This window comes from Citrobacter sp. RHBSTW-00671, from assembly GCF_014103415.1.
Taxonomy (GTDB): domain Bacteria; phylum Pseudomonadota; class Gammaproteobacteria; order Enterobacterales; family Enterobacteriaceae; genus Citrobacter.
The window spans coordinates 3,135,110-3,149,138 of sequence record NZ_JABXPR010000001.1 but is presented as its reverse complement, the minus strand read 5'-3'; the positions used below and the strand labels follow the sequence as shown (position 1 = coordinate 3,149,138).

Genomic DNA, 14,029 nt, shown 5'->3' with positions numbered 1-14,029 from the left:
TCTTCTGTAAACGGCGATACCAAACGTATTCCCAGTTTTGACTCATACCGACCGATACGGCTGTTTACATCCGTCTGCTTGCAGTTGTAAGTTCTTCGTGGGCGCAACTTAGCGCGGTACTAGCGCAGAAACACCTTTCCAATCATATAGGTCGTTGCCTGTCCGCCTATATACACACGGTCGCCAACGAGCTGGCAGCGTAACTCTCCGCCGCGTTCGAATCCCTGGTGCGCCAGCATCTGCATTTTGTTTAGCTGCCTGGCCCAGTAAGGGATGAGCATCGTGTGCGCTGAGCCGGTGACCGGGTCTTCTGCTACAGCCGCTCCAGGGCAGAAGAAACGGCTAACAAAGTCGTATTCACCTTCACCCGGCGCGGTTATGCAAACCATTTTCCCGAGAGGGATCATGGCATTAATATCCGGTTTAACCGCTTCAACTTGCTGCTGATTGTCCATCACGACCATATAATCACGCGCCATGCGTACTTCTTTGTATTCCGTGATACCTAACGTTTGCAGTAGTAATGCCGGCGGGATAATAGATTCAGTTTCCCATGCAGGAAAATCAAGTGTCAGCCATTTGCCATTGCGGCTTACCGTCAGTGCGCCGACAAATCGGGTTTCAAAATGAATAATGGTGTTCGGGTAATTAAGGTGTTCAAAGATGACATGTGCCGCAGCAAGTGTGGCATGGCCACAGAGGTTGATTTCGCCCTGAGTCGTAAACCAGCGTAATTCAAAACCTTTCTGAATCGGGACGAAAAAAGCGGTTTCCGACTGGTTATGCTGCTTTGACATTTTTAATAGTGTCTCATCAGGCAACCATTCTGTGAGTGGGCATACTGCGGCAGCGTTTCCGCCAAACGTGGTAGTGGTAAAGGCATCTATCATAAAAAAATCAATTTGCTGCATAGCGTAAACCTCTCATCAGTTCTGGCGGAAATCGCACTCTAGCACGCCATGTTAATCCGGTATTTACAATTCTTTATCTACCTGAATTATTTTCTATTTCGCTACCCGCTATGATTTTTATTTAATGTAAAATTTCATTTGAAATACTACTTCTTGATAATTCTGAATGCTGGAAAATTACCCTAATATACTTTTGCGATGTGATTATAAATTCAGTTGATTATTCTGATTTGTTACTTATTGATGATAGGAATGGTAATGGGATTGTTAAATTTCAACAGTGGTTTGTTCATTGTGGTATTGGCATTGTCGGCATCTGTTCTGGCAGGTGAAAATGTGATTACCGGCGGTTATGTTCATACCAAAACAGCAGGAAAAAGCCTTAGTGGTTTTAATGCGAAGTATGGATACACGCCCGATGAAAGTGATTTGGGTGTCATCTCCTCGCTCTCTATTTCCGCTGACAATGAAAACGATATTGACCGTGGATATGGTTCTGCTCTGGTGGGGGCAAGTTATCGCATAAACGATGTCCTCAAACCTTACGTATTGGCGGGTATCGCAAGGGGAGCAATAAAGGCTGATGGTGATACAGATACATCTACTGGCTTTGCATATGGAGCGGGTATTCAGTTAACCCCCATTGCAGGTTTCACTATCGATGCGGGCTATGAAGGTTCTAAGATCTTTGGTTCACAAGCTAATAGTGTGGTTCTGGGCGCGGGCTGGAAATTCTAAGGTATCTATTTTGAAAAAGTTAATGATGATGGTTTTATTCACCTCCGCTATATCCTTGCTATCCGGCTGCGTGACTGAACAACAACGAGTAGACAGATGCGTAGCAACAGGCGTAAGTCGTGATACTTGCTACCATGAGGAAAAAGAATACTGGCGTTCGGTGAATGCTAACTACGCAACCGAGCGTGCAGCGGAAACCCAGGCTGATGCTTTCAGAGAAGGCATGGGAAACAATAAACATAAAAAGAAAAGGTAGGGAAGTTAGGAAAGCTATTGGGTTATGAAAACGATGATTAATTATAATGCCAGCGGTTCACGGCAGGTGGGATGACGTTGGCATTATTTCTGGGCGCGGCTTTGTCGACTGAGAGATAACGACAAAGCCAGCGCCTTATTGGGCAACCCCCATTTTTATCGCCAAATGATTTAATCCTGTTTGCGGGTATTTGCCGCGAGGAAATGCGGTATATCCGCCAGTTTAATGTTTTCCGGGACAAAACCGTGTTTCGGGCAGGCAACCCGCTGAGAACGATAAATACCGGTATAACCAGATATCAGCCAGGCAACCGCGCAGGCCAGTGCGGCATAAATTCCCGTTTCTGATCCAAATAACTCAATGGCCATCAGTGTTGAAGCGACAGGCGTATTTGCGGCCCCGGCAAAGACAGCGACAAACCCCATACCCGCAAGACCAAAGATTGCACCGGCCAGCGGGGTGCCAAATACGGATGAAAACCCCGCGCTGATGCCCGCCATCAGAACAAGACGCCGGGAGTCAGGTGTCAGTCTAAACAGACGCGTAAACTGATCGGCGATGGATGCTCCCATTTGTACTGCCGTTCCTTCACGCCCGACTGAGGCACCAAACAGATGAGAAATCACGGTGCTGATAAAGACCAGCGGCGCCATGCGAAGGCGGATGATGCTGTGAGGATGGTGGATTTCATCAAGAACGAGGTTATTGCCACCCTCAACGGCGCTTCCGTACAACAGATAAATCCATCCTACAATGAAGCCGGCGACAGGAAGTAACCAGATAAGCCAATGGTGGTTGACTCGGGTCGTGGTGGCCCAATCAAGAGAAAACAGGAATAATGCAGAAGCTGTGCCGGTTAGTACGGCGATGAGCAAAGCCAGGGCAAGCCATTGCCCGAGTGCAGTTATTGAATTATTGAGCAGAAAGTGATTTGAGCGCATTGACGCATCCTCAGATGGGTTTTCATCCCGGATACACAGCGCAGCATGGCTAAAACTACGTACACCTGCTTCTTCCCGGTCCGGGAATATAAAGCAGGCATCATTAGCCACATGGCGGTTCAAGGGGGAATGCCATCCCCTGTGTGCGCTATATTACTACAAGAATCGATTCAGCAAAAGAGCGTAGACGCCTGGCTAACATGAGGGAACACAGTGGAAAAATGCATGTTTCAAACCTGGCTTCGCCAATGGGCGCTCATTCCTGACGGCAATCCGGTTATGACGCGAACATCAGCGCTATTACCCGTTACCACAATCAAGGAGGGGCGGAAAGCCATGCTTAAGCTCACCGATGATGAAAATGAGCGTACTGGCGGTGAGCTTATGGTGTGGTGGAATGGCAGCGGTGCCGCGCAAGTGATAGCACATGATCATGGCGCGACCCTACTAGTCCGCGCAACAGGAGCGGATTCGTTATCCGCGATGTCCCGAACGGGGGAGGATGCGCGGGCATGCCGTATTCTTTGCAATACCGCCCGACAACTCCATCGACCAGCCAATGCGTCGACACCGGTATTAACGCCGCTGCGGCACTGGTTTCGCCATCTTGCTCCTGCGGCGAAAATCTATGGTGGAGTCATGACGCGCTGTGCAGAGATTGCAAACGAGTTGTTCTCTTCACCTCAGGATGAGGTCGTATTGCATGGTGACTTACACCACGGCAATGTCCTCGATTTTGGCCCGGCAGGCTGGCTGGCAATTGATCCCAAGGGGCTATTGGGTGAGCGAGGGTTTGATTACGCCAATATATTCACGAATCCTGACCTTGCCGATCCCGGCGTTGCTATCGCGACAGACCCAAATATTTTTAATCAACGCGTGCAACTTGTCTCTGAGATAGCCGGGATTGAACGACAGCGACTGCTGATGTGGATAGCCGCATGGTGTGGTTTATCTTCTGCATGGTTTCTGGAGGATGGGGAAAATGCGGCGATAACCTTGCGTGTCGCGGAGCTAGCGATTGCTGAACTGGACGAAGAGAGCAGGCAACTTTGATCTAAGACACTGGGCTGGTAATTCTTAAACGTTATCATTAGGCTGATAAACGTTTTATTAATCTATCAGTGAACGGCGGTGATGTTGTGTTGTTTATTACAAAACGAGTGGGCCGGAAATAATGACTTCGTTGTTTTCATTAATAAAAAAACGGCCAAACCTCATATTGCTGGTGGTTTTTCTCATCGGAGCAAACATAGTCGCCTGGCTCTGGGCATTCACCGCGTTTAGGCATAATACGTCACTTCTGGCACTGAGCCTGATCGCGTGGTGTTATGGTTTGCGTCATGCAGTCGATGCCGATCATATTGCGGCCATAGATAGTGCGACGCGAAAGCTCATGCAGCAAAACAAACGCGCATTGACGACGGGGGCATGGTTTTCTCTGGGACACTCCACCATCGTCGTGCTGGCAAGTATGGGTATTGCTCTGACCACCAGCGTGTTTAAGCAGCATATGGTATGGTTTCAGAATATTGGTGGCATTATCGGCACCACCGTTTCTGCCGCATTTCTGCTGATTTTGGCTACCATCAACCTCATCATTTTCTGTCAGGTCTGGAAAGCGTTCCGTCATCTGAAACGCACCGGTATTTATGATCTCTCCACCGAAGATGTCACGGTTTCTGGTCCGCTGAATTGGCTATTCCGCTCAGCCTTCAGGTTGGTTGGGAAAGACTGGCACATGTATTTTGTTGGCTTCTTATTTGGTCTGGGCTTTGACACTGCGACTGAAATCTCGTTGTTGGGCATATCGGCTTCAAGCGCCTCCAACGGGATGTCTGTCTGGTCCATTTTAGTCTTCCCGGCGCTGTTTACCTGCGGTATGGCGCTGATTGATTGTCTCGACAGTATTCTGATGGTTGAGGCTTACGGTTGGGCATTCAATAAGCCACAACGTAAGCTGTATTACAATATGACCATTACCGGAACCTCAGTGATTGTGGCGCTGTTTATCGGCGGACTGGAGGGATTGAGCCTGCTGTCTGATGCGTTTTCGCTACAGGGCGGGCTGTGGGACACGGTCAGTAACTTAAGTGACCACATGGGCAACGTCGGGTTTGCCATTATTGGTGTCTTTATTGCCTGTTGGATTATTTCCGCATTGAACTACCGCTGGAAAAAATATGACGGGCTGACGTTCAGTTGAGGTAGAAAAATCGATATGCAATTCAACGTGACACTGTCACGTTGATGGCGTCCACGCGATTGGTTATGCGGTTCATTCGGTGGGTTATTTCTGAGGCTCGTCGTCCCAGGCATGCGGAGCGAACAGATAACCTTTGTTGCGTACCGTTTTGATTCGATAGGGTTCAGTCGCGTTATCGAGCAGTTTTTTGCGTAGTCGGGAGATTGCGACATCGACACTGCGGTCCATACCGTCGTAACTTACGCCGCGCAGGTTTTTCAGCAAGGCATCGCGATCCATAATCTGCCCGGCATGGGTTGCCAGTTCCCAAAGTAACTCAAAATCCGCCGTAGAGAGGGCGACTTGTTCACCGCCGAGCAGCACAGACCGATTGGTTGGGTCAATGGTCAGTGCGCCAAAACGCAGTGTGGTGTGCGGAGTGATGGTGGCAGCCTGAATCCCTTTTGCCTGGGCTGAATGTTCGTTTTGGCGTAAATGCAGGCGCAGGCGAGCCAGCAGTACCGCCGGTGGTGTGGTTTTCAGGATATAGTCGCAGGCACCCATTTCGAGGGCCAGAATATGGTTCATGTCGCTGTCCAGCGAAGTCAGCAGGACAATTGGACCTTGCCAGCGCCCACGTAAATCACGGCAAATAGTCATACCGTCTTTACCTGGAAGCATAATATCTAACAACACCAGATCGGGTTGCACTTGCAGGATTTTCTCTTCGGCCATATCACCACGAGGTTCAACGATAACCTCAATATCATGCCGGGCCAGATAGGCCGCAATCAGCGAACCTACTTCAGGATCATCTTCAACAAATACGATGGTGTTCATATCATTCATTTTGAATATAAAACGCCAACATACACCGCCATCGTTTTTCCTTCCATTAATCTTTTCTAAACGAGAACGCTTCCGTTATGCTAGTGGCTGATGTTATTGATGTGTTAAGGCAAAACGATGGGGCTCGTAGTAAAAGCGGCGCTGGGTGCGCTGGTAGTGGTGCTGATTGGTTTACTGGCTAAAACAAAGAATTACTATATTGCGGGGTTAATTCCACTGTTCCCGACCTTTGCGCTGATAGCGCACTATATTGTGGCCAGTGAGCGGGGAATAGAGGCATTACGCACAACCATCGTATTCAGCATGTGGTCAATTATTCCCTATTTTGTCTACCTCATTTCACTGTGGTACTTCACCGGTTTTATGCGTTTACCCGTCGCGCTCATTGGCTCGGTAGTTTGCTGGAGCCTGAGCGCGTGGTTGCTGATCTTTTGTTGGATAAAACTGCACTAGCGCAGGTGACGACCACCATCAACGGCAAAACTGCGGCCGGTAACAAAGCAGCTGGTAAACAGGTAGTCTATTAAATCAATGACTTCTTTTTCACCGGGCGCTGTTTTCATCAACGATTTATTCAGCGCCTGCTGGCGATAGTCTGCATCGTCACCTTCGTTAAACAGGATTAGCGAGGGGGCGATTGCGTTAACTTTCACTTCCGGGGCCAGTTTGCGGGCGAATGAGCGGGTCATATTATCCAGAGCCGCTTTACTGGCAGCATACGCAATATGCTTGTCGCTGCCGCGTTCGACGACGTAATCAGTAAAATGGATAATATCGCTGGCCGCATGCCCATGTCCGCGCAGCAGGCCTTCCAGCGCGTGATTAAGCAGGTAAGGGGTATTCACGTGGATCTGCATCATACTGGACAGCACCTCAGAAAGCGGCAGCCCCGGTTTTTCAGCAACCCAGGCGCTGGCATTATGCACAATAGCGCGTAAACCTTCGGTACGGGCTTTCACTTCATTGGCAAAAGCGAGGACACCTTCGTCGGTCGCGAAGTCAGCCTGAATACACTGTGCCCCCGCCGCTTGCAGGCCATCAATCGCCGGGTAGTGTGTCCGGTAGCTGACGATCACCGGCTGCTTTTGATTCAGAAAATGCCACGCGATGGCGAGACCGATGCGACGGCCCCCTCCGGTGATAAGTATTGGCATAGCGGGCTTTTTACCCATCGAGTTCTCCATGAGTCGCAAACGATGGGTCAACTATTTAACCCATCAGCATCCAGGTCGCCGGAACAGCTGCTACAAGAAGCAGGCCGATCAAAGCCATTTCCTGGCGTTTTAATACGTTGTCGTGCGCGTGAGTTTTGCGGGCATAAAGGAAAACCAGCAAACCCGGAGCATACAGCACCACGGACAACAGCAGGTGCATCGGACCTGACGCGTACAGTAACCATAAGCCATAAATGCATGCACCGACACCAACAGCCTGATGAATTGGACGGGTTGCTATTTTCAGCAAAAATGCGCCGACGAGGAAATAGGGCACCAGAATCATCTCTGAGGCAATAGTCAGCAGCGTATTGTAGTCAGAACCTGTGAGCCAGATCAGCACCAGACAGACCTGTACGCAGATGTTAGTCAACCACAGTGATGCCGATGGCGCGCCTTGCGCATTCTGACGGGCAAAAATACGCGGGAATGCTTTGTGCGTGGATGCCAGAAAAGGGACTTCCGCCGCCATAATCGTCCAGCTCAAATAGGCGCCGCAGACAGAGACAATCAAACCCGCGGCGATAATGATTTCGCCCCATGGCCCCATCATTTTAACCATCAGACCAGCCATGGATGGGTTGCGGATTTCAGCCAGTTCCGGGCGTGCGACTACGCCAAGAGAAAGCAGGGTTACCAACAGGTAGACGCCAAGCGCGGCAAGTACTGCCAGCAGCGTCGCGCGTCCGACATCGCGTTTGTTCCTCGCCCGTGCGGACACCACGACAGCCCCTTCGACACCGATAAACACCCACAGGGTGATAAGCATGGTGTTTTTAACTTGCTCCCAGACAGGAACACCCAGTTTCACACCGGTAAAGTCGAGGCTGAAGGTGTCGAGCTTAAATAACATAAATGCCAGAACGATAAACAGGCCAAGCGGCAGTAACTTCGCCAGCGTCGCCACCAGATTAATGCTGGCGGCTGTCTGTACGCCACGTAACACCAGAAAGTGCACGATCCACAGCAGTACCGATGCACCGACAATAGACTGCCAGGTATTCCCGTCGCCAAACAAACGCAACGCAGGTGTATCGGTAAAGAAGCTAAGTGCGGAAAAGACGATAACCAGATAGGAAACGTTAGCGATAACGGCGCACAGCCAATACCCCCACGCGGAACAGAAACCGATCAGTTCGCCGAAGCCTTCACGCGCGTAGGTAAAGATGCCGCCATCCAGTTCCGGGCGGATACGCGTCAGGATCAGCATGGCAAACGCGAGCAGCAGGATCCCCGCACCCGTAATCGCCCAACCAATCAATAACGCTGCCGGGCTGGCTACTGCAGCCATATTTTGTGGCAGGCTGAAAACACCAGCGCCAAGCATTGAGCTTAGAACCAGCGCTGTCAGTGCGCTCAGACCCAATTTCTTTTCCATTTGTATCCAGTTACAAAAACGAGAGTGAGAGAATAATTATTTTGGCAAATCGCATAAAAATGGTGAAAGCGACTCAAGGCGCGGGATTTTACGGAGAGAAGACAGCGCATGCAATGGGGATAGGCAGATTTGTGACTAAAAATGCTAAAGGCGGCATTAAGCCGCCTTTTATTAATACTATTGTCTGTTACTTATACAGATCGGCGCTGATGGTCATGTTGTTACCACGTTCCGACCACTGGCGGGTGATGTGGTAATACTTAGCACCTTTTTTCGCTGCACGTTTAGCAACCTGGTAAGAGACTTCGGTCATGTTGCCATAGTTACCGGTGAACTTGATGCTGTCGAACGGCACCATCATCGCGGCGGTAGCTTTGTTCAGTTCTTCAACTTTGGTACCGTCAGGCAGGGTGACAGTGTAACGTCCGCCTTTAGTTGACTGAGTTTCGAAGAAACGACCCACTTCGGCACTCGGCGACGCGGTTGTTGCCACGCCAGGAATTTCAACTTTCTTCGCGGCTTCGCCACCGGCTGCTAACGCGGCACGTCCGGCATCAGAATCAGCAGGGATCGCATCAGGGCTTTGAACAACACGTTTTTTCGCATCTTCTTTGTAGATGAATGCGGTAATACGCTGGTTACCACCCTGGTTGGCATCAACCTGGCGTACGATATAGAAAGAGTAAGCCCCTTTTTCTTTCGCCACTTTGGTGATGGCATCATTTACTTCAGGCTGGCTGCGGAAGAAACCCTGAACCGTAACGGTATCGAAAGGTTCAATCAGAACGGCCTGGTCTTTGGGTAATTCCATAACGCCGTTGATGACGCGATTTTTGGTGACTTCTGCTTTTTCCGCGTCGGCTTTATAGATATCGGCGACGACGCGCCAGTTACCGCCACTGCCAAAATCTGAGGTATCAACAACATAAAAGGAGGCTGCACCGTCTTTATCTGCACGACGGGATACGGCGTCTACCGCATCACCGATAGCATTAAAACGACCGGTAACCACAATGCGGTCATAGGGTTTCAGGGCAGCTGCTTGCTCCGGCGTCAATTCTGTCGCTGCATTTACAGAAAAAGCAGTCGCAGAAAGAAGAGCGGACGCCAGGAGAGTGTTCTTAAGCTTCATAAAAATAATCCTTCGCCTTGCGCAAACCAGGTACTGGTATTGTTATTGACTAGAAACGTGGCTGATTATTGCATTTAAATTGTGTCAGTGTCTGCGTGATTTTTCACTCATCGTGCCACCCATGCTAACAACATCGATAACATTTAGTGATATGTCTAAAAATTCGGCGTTTGGCGGCTAAAACTGATAAAGCAGTTGAATTTCATAAGTTAATTTAATGTTAATCAATTGTTCTACGGTGGCGCTTAATCATGTTTTGCCGCTTCGCTTGAGCGAATTATCAGCCTTTGCGGGCTATTTAAAGGGCATTATCCCTGCTTGCGAGTGAATTCATTCCTGTTTTGCAAATTTCATAATAAATACTGTTTTTTGGCGCTAGATCACAGGCGTCATTTTCAGTAGGTTATACAGAGTTTGTTACTGTTTTATTTTATTGAGGTAACACTGAGCTCTCTCGGGAGTGTGCGCATGCCTCTTGCGAACATTGATAAACCATCATCAAAAATACAGATGGAAGGGAACATTATGCGAATTGGCATACCAAAAGAACGGTTAACCAATGAAACCCGTGTTGCAGCCACACCGAAAACGGTTGAGCAGCTGCTGAAGCTGGGTTTTAGCGTCGCGGTTGAAAGCGGCGCAGGTCAACTGGCTAGTTTTGACGATAAGGCGTTTGTGCAAGCAGGCGCAGAAATTGTTGACGGGAATGCTGTCTGGCAGTCAGAGATTATCCTGAAGGTCAACGCGCCAGAAGCGTTTGAGATTCCGTTGCTTAATCCGGGTACCACGCTGGTGAGTTTTCTCTGGCCTGCGCAGAACCCAGAGTTACTGCAAAAACTCGCTGAGCGAAATGTGACGGTCATGGCGATGGATTCTGTGCCGCGTATTTCGCGTGCGCAGTCTCTGGATGCCTTAAGCTCGATGGCCAATATTGCCGGGTACCGTGCAATTGTTGAAGCGGCACATGAGTTCGGTCGGTTCTTTACCGGGCAAATTACCGCGGCGGGTAAAGTTCCACCTGCCAAGGTGATGGTGATCGGTGCTGGTGTGGCGGGATTGGCCGCTATCGGTGCGGCAAACAGCCTCGGGGCGATTGTTCGCGCCTTTGACACACGCCCGGAAGTAAAAGAACAAGTTCAGAGTATGGGCGCTGAGTTCCTTGAGCTGGACTTTAAAGAAGAAGCGGGCAGCGGCGATGGCTACGCCAAAGTGATGTCCGAAGCGTTTATTAAAGCGGAGATGGAGCTGTTCGCCGCGCAGGCAAAAGACGTCGACATCATCGTTACCACCGCGCTGATCCCAGGGAAACCTGCGCCGAAACTGATCACGCGAGAGATGGTTGATTCGATGAAGTCCGGCAGCGTGATTGTCGATCTCGCCGCGCAAAACGGGGGTAACTGCGAGTATACCGTTGCCAATCAGGTGACCACCACCGAGAACGGCGTCAAGGTCATTGGCTATACCGATTTGCCGGGTCGTTTACCGACTCAGTCTTCGCAATTGTATGGCACCAACCTTGTCAACCTGCTGAAACTGTTGTGCAAAGAGAAAGACGGCAACATCACCGTTGATTTTGACGATGTGGTGGTGCGTGGCGTGACAGTGGTTCGCGATGGTGAAATTACGTGGCCTGCACCCCCTATCCAGGTTTCTGCTCAGCCACAGGCGGCGCCTAAAGCTGCTCCTGCACCACAGGTAGAGAAAAAACCTGCATCCCCATGGCGCAAATATGCGCTGATGGCGCTGGTGGTGATTCTGTTTGGCTGGCTAGCCGATGTCGCGCCAAAAGAGTTCCTCGGACACTTTACGGTGTTCGCACTTTCCTGCGTGGTAGGTTACTACGTGGTGTGGAATGTCTCGCATGCGTTGCATACCCCGCTGATGTCCGTGACTAACGCTATCTCCGGGATCATCGTCGTGGGGGCATTATTACAAATTGGCCAGGGCGGCTGGGTGAGTTTCCTGAGCTTTATCGCGGTGCTTATTGCCAGCATTAATATTTTCGGTGGCTTCACCGTGACTCAGCGCATGCTGAAAATGTTCCGGAAAAACTAAGGGGTAACATATGTCTGGAGGATTAGTTACAGCTGCATACATTGTTGCCGCAATCCTGTTTATTTTTAGTCTGGCGGGGCTTTCCAAACACGAAACGTCGCAACAGGGTAACAACTACGGCATCGCCGGGATGGCGATTGCGCTGATTGCCACGATTTTTGGCCCGGATACCGGCAACGTCGCCTGGATTCTGGTCGCAATGATCATCGGTGGCGCAATTGGTATTCGTCTGGCGAAAAGAGTCGAGATGACCGAGATGCCGGAGCTGGTGGCGATTCTGCACAGCTTCGTCGGTCTGGCCGCCGTACTGGTTGGTTTCAACAGCTATCTGTATCACGATACCGGTCTGGAACCGATCCTGGTGAACATTCACCTGACTGAAGTGTTCCTCGGCATCTTTATCGGTGCAGTCACCTTCACTGGTTCTATCGTGGCGTTTGGTAAACTGCGCGGCAAGATCTCATCTAAGCCGCTGATGCTGCCGAACCGCCATAAGCTGAACCTGGCGGCGCTGGTGGTTTCTTTCCTGCTGCTGGTCGTGTTTGTTCGTACCGAGAGCTTGGGCCTGCAGGTCCTGGCGCTGTTGGTGATGACCATTATCGCCCTGGCGTTTGGCTGGCACCTGGTCGCATCCATCGGTGGGGCCGATATGCCAGTCGTCGTCTCTATGCTGAACTCCTATTCAGGATGGGCAGCAGCAGCGGCAGGCTTTATGCTGAGCAACGATCTGTTGATCGTTACCGGTGCGCTGGTCGGTTCCTCGGGTGCGATCCTGTCTTACATTATGTGTAAGGCAATGAACCGCTCTTTCGTCAGCGTTATTGCGGGTGGGTTTGGCACTGACGGCTCCTCAACCGGTGATGCCGAAGAAGCCGGTGAACATCACGAGATTAATGCCGAAGATACCGCTGAAATGCTGAAAAACTCGCATTCCGTGATTATCACCCCGGGCTACGGTATGGCGGTGGCGCAGGCGCAGTATCCGGTGGCGGAAATTACTGAGAAACTGCGCGCCCGTGGTATCAAAGTCCGTTTTGGTATTCACCCGGTAGCAGGACGCTTGCCTGGTCATATGAACGTGCTGCTGGCGGAAGCCAAAGTGCCGTATGACATCGTGTTGGAAATGGATGAGATCAACGATGATTTCGCCGATACCGATACCGTGCTGGTTATTGGCGCGAACGATACGGTAAACCCGGCAGCGCAGGACGATCCGCGCAGCCCAATTGCCGGAATGCCAGTGCTGGAAGTGTGGAAAGCGCAGAATGTTATCGTGTTCAAACGCTCAATGAACACCGGTTATGCAGGCGTGCAGAACCCGCTGTTCTTTAAAGAAAACACCCATATGCTGTTTGGCGATGCCAAAGCCAGTGTGGATGCGATTCTGAAAGCGTTGTAATGCGTGCTTAAAAGTAAGACGGCCTCTGCGGAGGCCGTTTTTTTGTTAAACATCCAGTTTACGCTGGGTAATCCATTCCACACGAGCCGGATCGCGATGCGAGAAAAATGCGCTGATCCCGGCATCCATGGCGGCGATTTGCGTCATTTCTTCAGCCGTTAAGGCAAAATCCAGTATCTGAATATTCTCTGTCATACGCGCTTTGCGCACGGTTTTCGCCAGAGAAATAATTCCGCGCTGATAAATCCAACGCAGCACCACCTGACCGATGCTTTTCCCGTACTTCTCACCAATTGTGGCCAGTGTCGGATTTTGAAACAGGTCGTTGCGCCCCTCGGCGAACGGCGCCCAGGCCTGTGGTTGAATATTGCGGCTCTGCATCCAGGCTACGGCATGCGGTTGCTGGTGGAAGGGATTCACCTCTATCTGGTTCACCGCCGGGATGATGCGGTTGAAGGCCACCAAATCGGCCAGACGGTCCGGGTGAAAATTGCTGACGCCAATCGCGCGAATTTTCCCTTCCTCGTAGAGTTCCTCCATAGCACGCCAGGCGCCGTGCACGTCGCCATAGGGCTGGTGGATTAAATACAGGTCAAGGTAGTCAAGCTGAAGGCGCTGCAACGAACGCGCAAACTGAGCTTTCGCGCCGGCGTAGCTGGTATCTTGTAACCACAGCTTGGTGGTGATGAAGAGTTCATCGCGAGGTACGCCGCTTTGTTGCAGCGCATTGCCGACCTGAGTTTCATTCAGATAGGAGGCGGCGGTATCGATCAGGCGATATCCTGTTTCGATGGCATCCCGCACGGCTTGCTCACACTCGTTAGCGTCGGTCATTTGGTATACGCCAAAACCGAGCAGAGGCATCTCAACACCATTATTTAAGACGGTTGTATTCATGGAACGCTCCTGAACATCATTTTTGCATTGGCAGCAGATTAGCAAGAATCTGTTCACACTATTAGTCGGTTAAA

At 50.6% G+C, this 14,029-nt stretch carries 14 protein-coding genes and 1 riboswitch; of the genes, 7 read left to right on the top strand and 7 right to left on the bottom strand.

Features of this window, described 5'->3' with window-relative positions:
• Positions 1-119: 119 nt before the first annotated feature.
• Positions 120-911, bottom strand: a complete 792-nt coding sequence (locus HV261_RS15095) for a PhzF family protein (protein WP_202038707.1) — start codon at positions 909-911, stop codon at positions 120-122.
• A gap of 258 nt (positions 912-1,169) precedes the next feature.
• Between HV261_RS15095 and HV261_RS15090 the strand changes: the two genes are divergently transcribed.
• Together HV261_RS15090 and HV261_RS15085 are read left to right on the top strand one after the other, a co-directional pair.
• Positions 1,170-1,649 carry an outer membrane beta-barrel protein gene (locus tag HV261_RS15090; RefSeq protein WP_271440555.1) on the top strand — a complete coding sequence of 160 codons (480 nt, stop codon included), beginning with the start codon at positions 1,170-1,172 and terminating at the stop codon, positions 1,647-1,649.
• 10 nt (positions 1,650-1,659) lie between these two features.
• Positions 1,660-1,905: a hypothetical protein gene (locus HV261_RS15085; protein WP_137381251.1), complete on the top strand. Its 246-nt coding sequence runs from the start codon at positions 1,660-1,662 to the stop codon at positions 1,903-1,905.
• A gap of 170 nt (positions 1,906-2,075) precedes the next feature.
• Here the strand turns inward: HV261_RS15085 and HV261_RS15080 are convergent, their stop codons facing one another.
• Complete coding sequence (locus HV261_RS15080) at positions 2,076-2,846, bottom strand: chloride channel protein (protein WP_202039703.1); 771 nt, start codon at positions 2,844-2,846, stop codon at positions 2,076-2,078.
• A gap of 87 nt (positions 2,847-2,933) precedes the next feature.
• Positions 2,934-2,995, bottom strand: a riboswitch (Fluoride riboswitch).
• A gap of 76 nt (positions 2,996-3,071) precedes the next feature.
• Here HV261_RS15080 and HV261_RS15075 point away from each other — a divergent pair.
• Together HV261_RS15075 and HV261_RS15070 are read left to right on the top strand one after the other, a co-directional pair.
• On the top strand, positions 3,072-3,902 hold the full coding sequence (locus tag HV261_RS15075; RefSeq protein ID WP_442781056.1) for an aminoglycoside phosphotransferase family protein: 831 nt from the start codon (positions 3,072-3,074) through the stop codon (positions 3,900-3,902).
• A 121-nt stretch (positions 3,903-4,023) separates the two neighbouring features.
• Entirely contained in the window at positions 4,024-5,052 is a 1,029-nt protein-coding gene (locus HV261_RS15070) for a HoxN/HupN/NixA family nickel/cobalt transporter (RefSeq protein ID WP_202038705.1), read from the top strand.
• Positions 5,053-5,136: 84 nt separating this feature from the next.
• Here HV261_RS15070 and rstA read toward each other — a convergent pair whose 3' ends face one another.
• A complete protein-coding gene (rstA, locus tag HV261_RS15065) occupies positions 5,137-5,871 on the bottom strand; it encodes a two-component system response regulator RstA (protein ID WP_202038704.1) in 735 nt (244 codons plus the stop codon).
• 126 nt (positions 5,872-5,997) lie between these two features.
• On the opposite strand from rstA, the gene HV261_RS15060 reads away from it, so the two are divergent.
• Positions 5,998-6,333: a GlpM family protein gene (locus HV261_RS15060; RefSeq protein ID WP_005121178.1), complete on the top strand. Its 336-nt coding sequence runs from the start codon at positions 5,998-6,000 to the stop codon at positions 6,331-6,333.
• Here HV261_RS15060 and folM read toward each other — a convergent pair.
• The 3 genes from folM to ydgH all read right to left on the bottom strand — a co-directional run bounded on the left by folM (position 6,330) and on the right by ydgH (position 9,604).
• Positions 6,330-7,052: a dihydromonapterin reductase gene (folM, locus tag HV261_RS15055; protein WP_202038703.1), complete on the bottom strand. Its 723-nt coding sequence runs from the start codon at positions 7,050-7,052 to the stop codon at positions 6,330-6,332. The two genes, HV261_RS15060 and folM, sit on opposite strands and share 4 nt — an antisense overlap.
• Before the next feature lie 37 nt (positions 7,053-7,089).
• Positions 7,090-8,472: an amino acid permease gene (locus HV261_RS15050; RefSeq protein ID WP_155021031.1), complete on the bottom strand. Its 1,383-nt coding sequence runs from the start codon at positions 8,470-8,472 to the stop codon at positions 7,090-7,092.
• A gap of 187 nt (positions 8,473-8,659) precedes the next feature.
• Positions 8,660-9,604 carry a DUF1471 family protein YdgH gene (ydgH, locus tag HV261_RS15045; protein ID WP_202038702.1) on the bottom strand — a complete coding sequence of 315 codons (945 nt, stop codon included), beginning with the start codon at positions 9,602-9,604 and terminating at the stop codon, positions 8,660-8,662.
• 525 nt (positions 9,605-10,129) lie between these two features.
• Here ydgH and pntA point away from each other — a divergent pair.
• A complete protein-coding gene (gene pntA / locus HV261_RS15040; RefSeq protein ID WP_202038701.1) occupies positions 10,130-11,659 on the top strand; it encodes a Re/Si-specific NAD(P)(+) transhydrogenase subunit alpha in 1,530 nt (509 codons plus the stop codon).
• Positions 11,660-11,669: 10 nt separating this feature from the next.
• A complete protein-coding gene (pntB, locus tag HV261_RS15035; RefSeq protein WP_202038700.1) occupies positions 11,670-13,058 on the top strand; it encodes a Re/Si-specific NAD(P)(+) transhydrogenase subunit beta in 1,389 nt (462 codons plus the stop codon).
• Between the two features lie 45 nt (positions 13,059-13,103).
• Here the strand turns inward: pntB and HV261_RS15030 are convergent, their stop codons facing one another.
• Positions 13,104-13,955 carry an aldo/keto reductase gene (locus tag HV261_RS15030; RefSeq protein ID WP_202038699.1) on the bottom strand — a complete coding sequence of 284 codons (852 nt, stop codon included), beginning with the start codon at positions 13,953-13,955 and terminating at the stop codon, positions 13,104-13,106.
• Positions 13,956-14,029: the final 74 nt, after the last annotated feature.

Bases quoted from the DNA above. Each gene is read 5' to 3' on its own strand.
- HV261_RS15095 (WP_202038707.1), bottom strand. From the start codon at position 911: ATGCAGCAAATTGATTTTTTTATGATAGATGCCTTTACCACTACCACG.
- HV261_RS15090 (WP_271440555.1), top strand. From the start codon at position 1,170: ATGGGATTGTTAAATTTCAACAGTGGTTTGTTCATTGTGGTATTGGCA.
- HV261_RS15080 (WP_202039703.1), bottom strand. From the start codon at position 2,846: ATGCGCTCAAATCACTTTCTGCTCAATAATTCAATAACTGCACTCGGG.
- HV261_RS15075 (WP_442781056.1), top strand. From the start codon at position 3,072: ATGTTTCAAACCTGGCTTCGCCAATGGGCGCTCATTCCTGACGGCAAT.
- HV261_RS15070 (WP_202038705.1), top strand. From the start codon at position 4,024: ATGACTTCGTTGTTTTCATTAATAAAAAAACGGCCAAACCTCATATTG.
- rstA (WP_202038704.1), bottom strand. From the start codon at position 5,871: ATGAACACCATCGTATTTGTTGAAGATGATCCTGAAGTAGGTTCGCTG.
- HV261_RS15060 (WP_005121178.1), top strand. From the start codon at position 5,998: ATGGGGCTCGTAGTAAAAGCGGCGCTGGGTGCGCTGGTAGTGGTGCTG.
- folM (WP_202038703.1), bottom strand. From the start codon at position 7,052: ATGGGTAAAAAGCCCGCTATGCCAATACTTATCACCGGAGGGGGCCGT.
- HV261_RS15050 (WP_155021031.1), bottom strand. From the start codon at position 8,472: ATGGAAAAGAAATTGGGTCTGAGCGCACTGACAGCGCTGGTTCTAAGC.
- ydgH (WP_202038702.1), bottom strand. From the start codon at position 9,604: ATGAAGCTTAAGAACACTCTCCTGGCGTCCGCTCTTCTTTCTGCGACT.
- pntA (WP_202038701.1), top strand. From the start codon at position 10,130: ATGCGAATTGGCATACCAAAAGAACGGTTAACCAATGAAACCCGTGTT.
- pntB (WP_202038700.1), top strand. From the start codon at position 11,670: ATGTCTGGAGGATTAGTTACAGCTGCATACATTGTTGCCGCAATCCTG.
- HV261_RS15030 (WP_202038699.1), bottom strand. From the start codon at position 13,955: ATGAATACAACCGTCTTAAATAATGGTGTTGAGATGCCTCTGCTCGGT.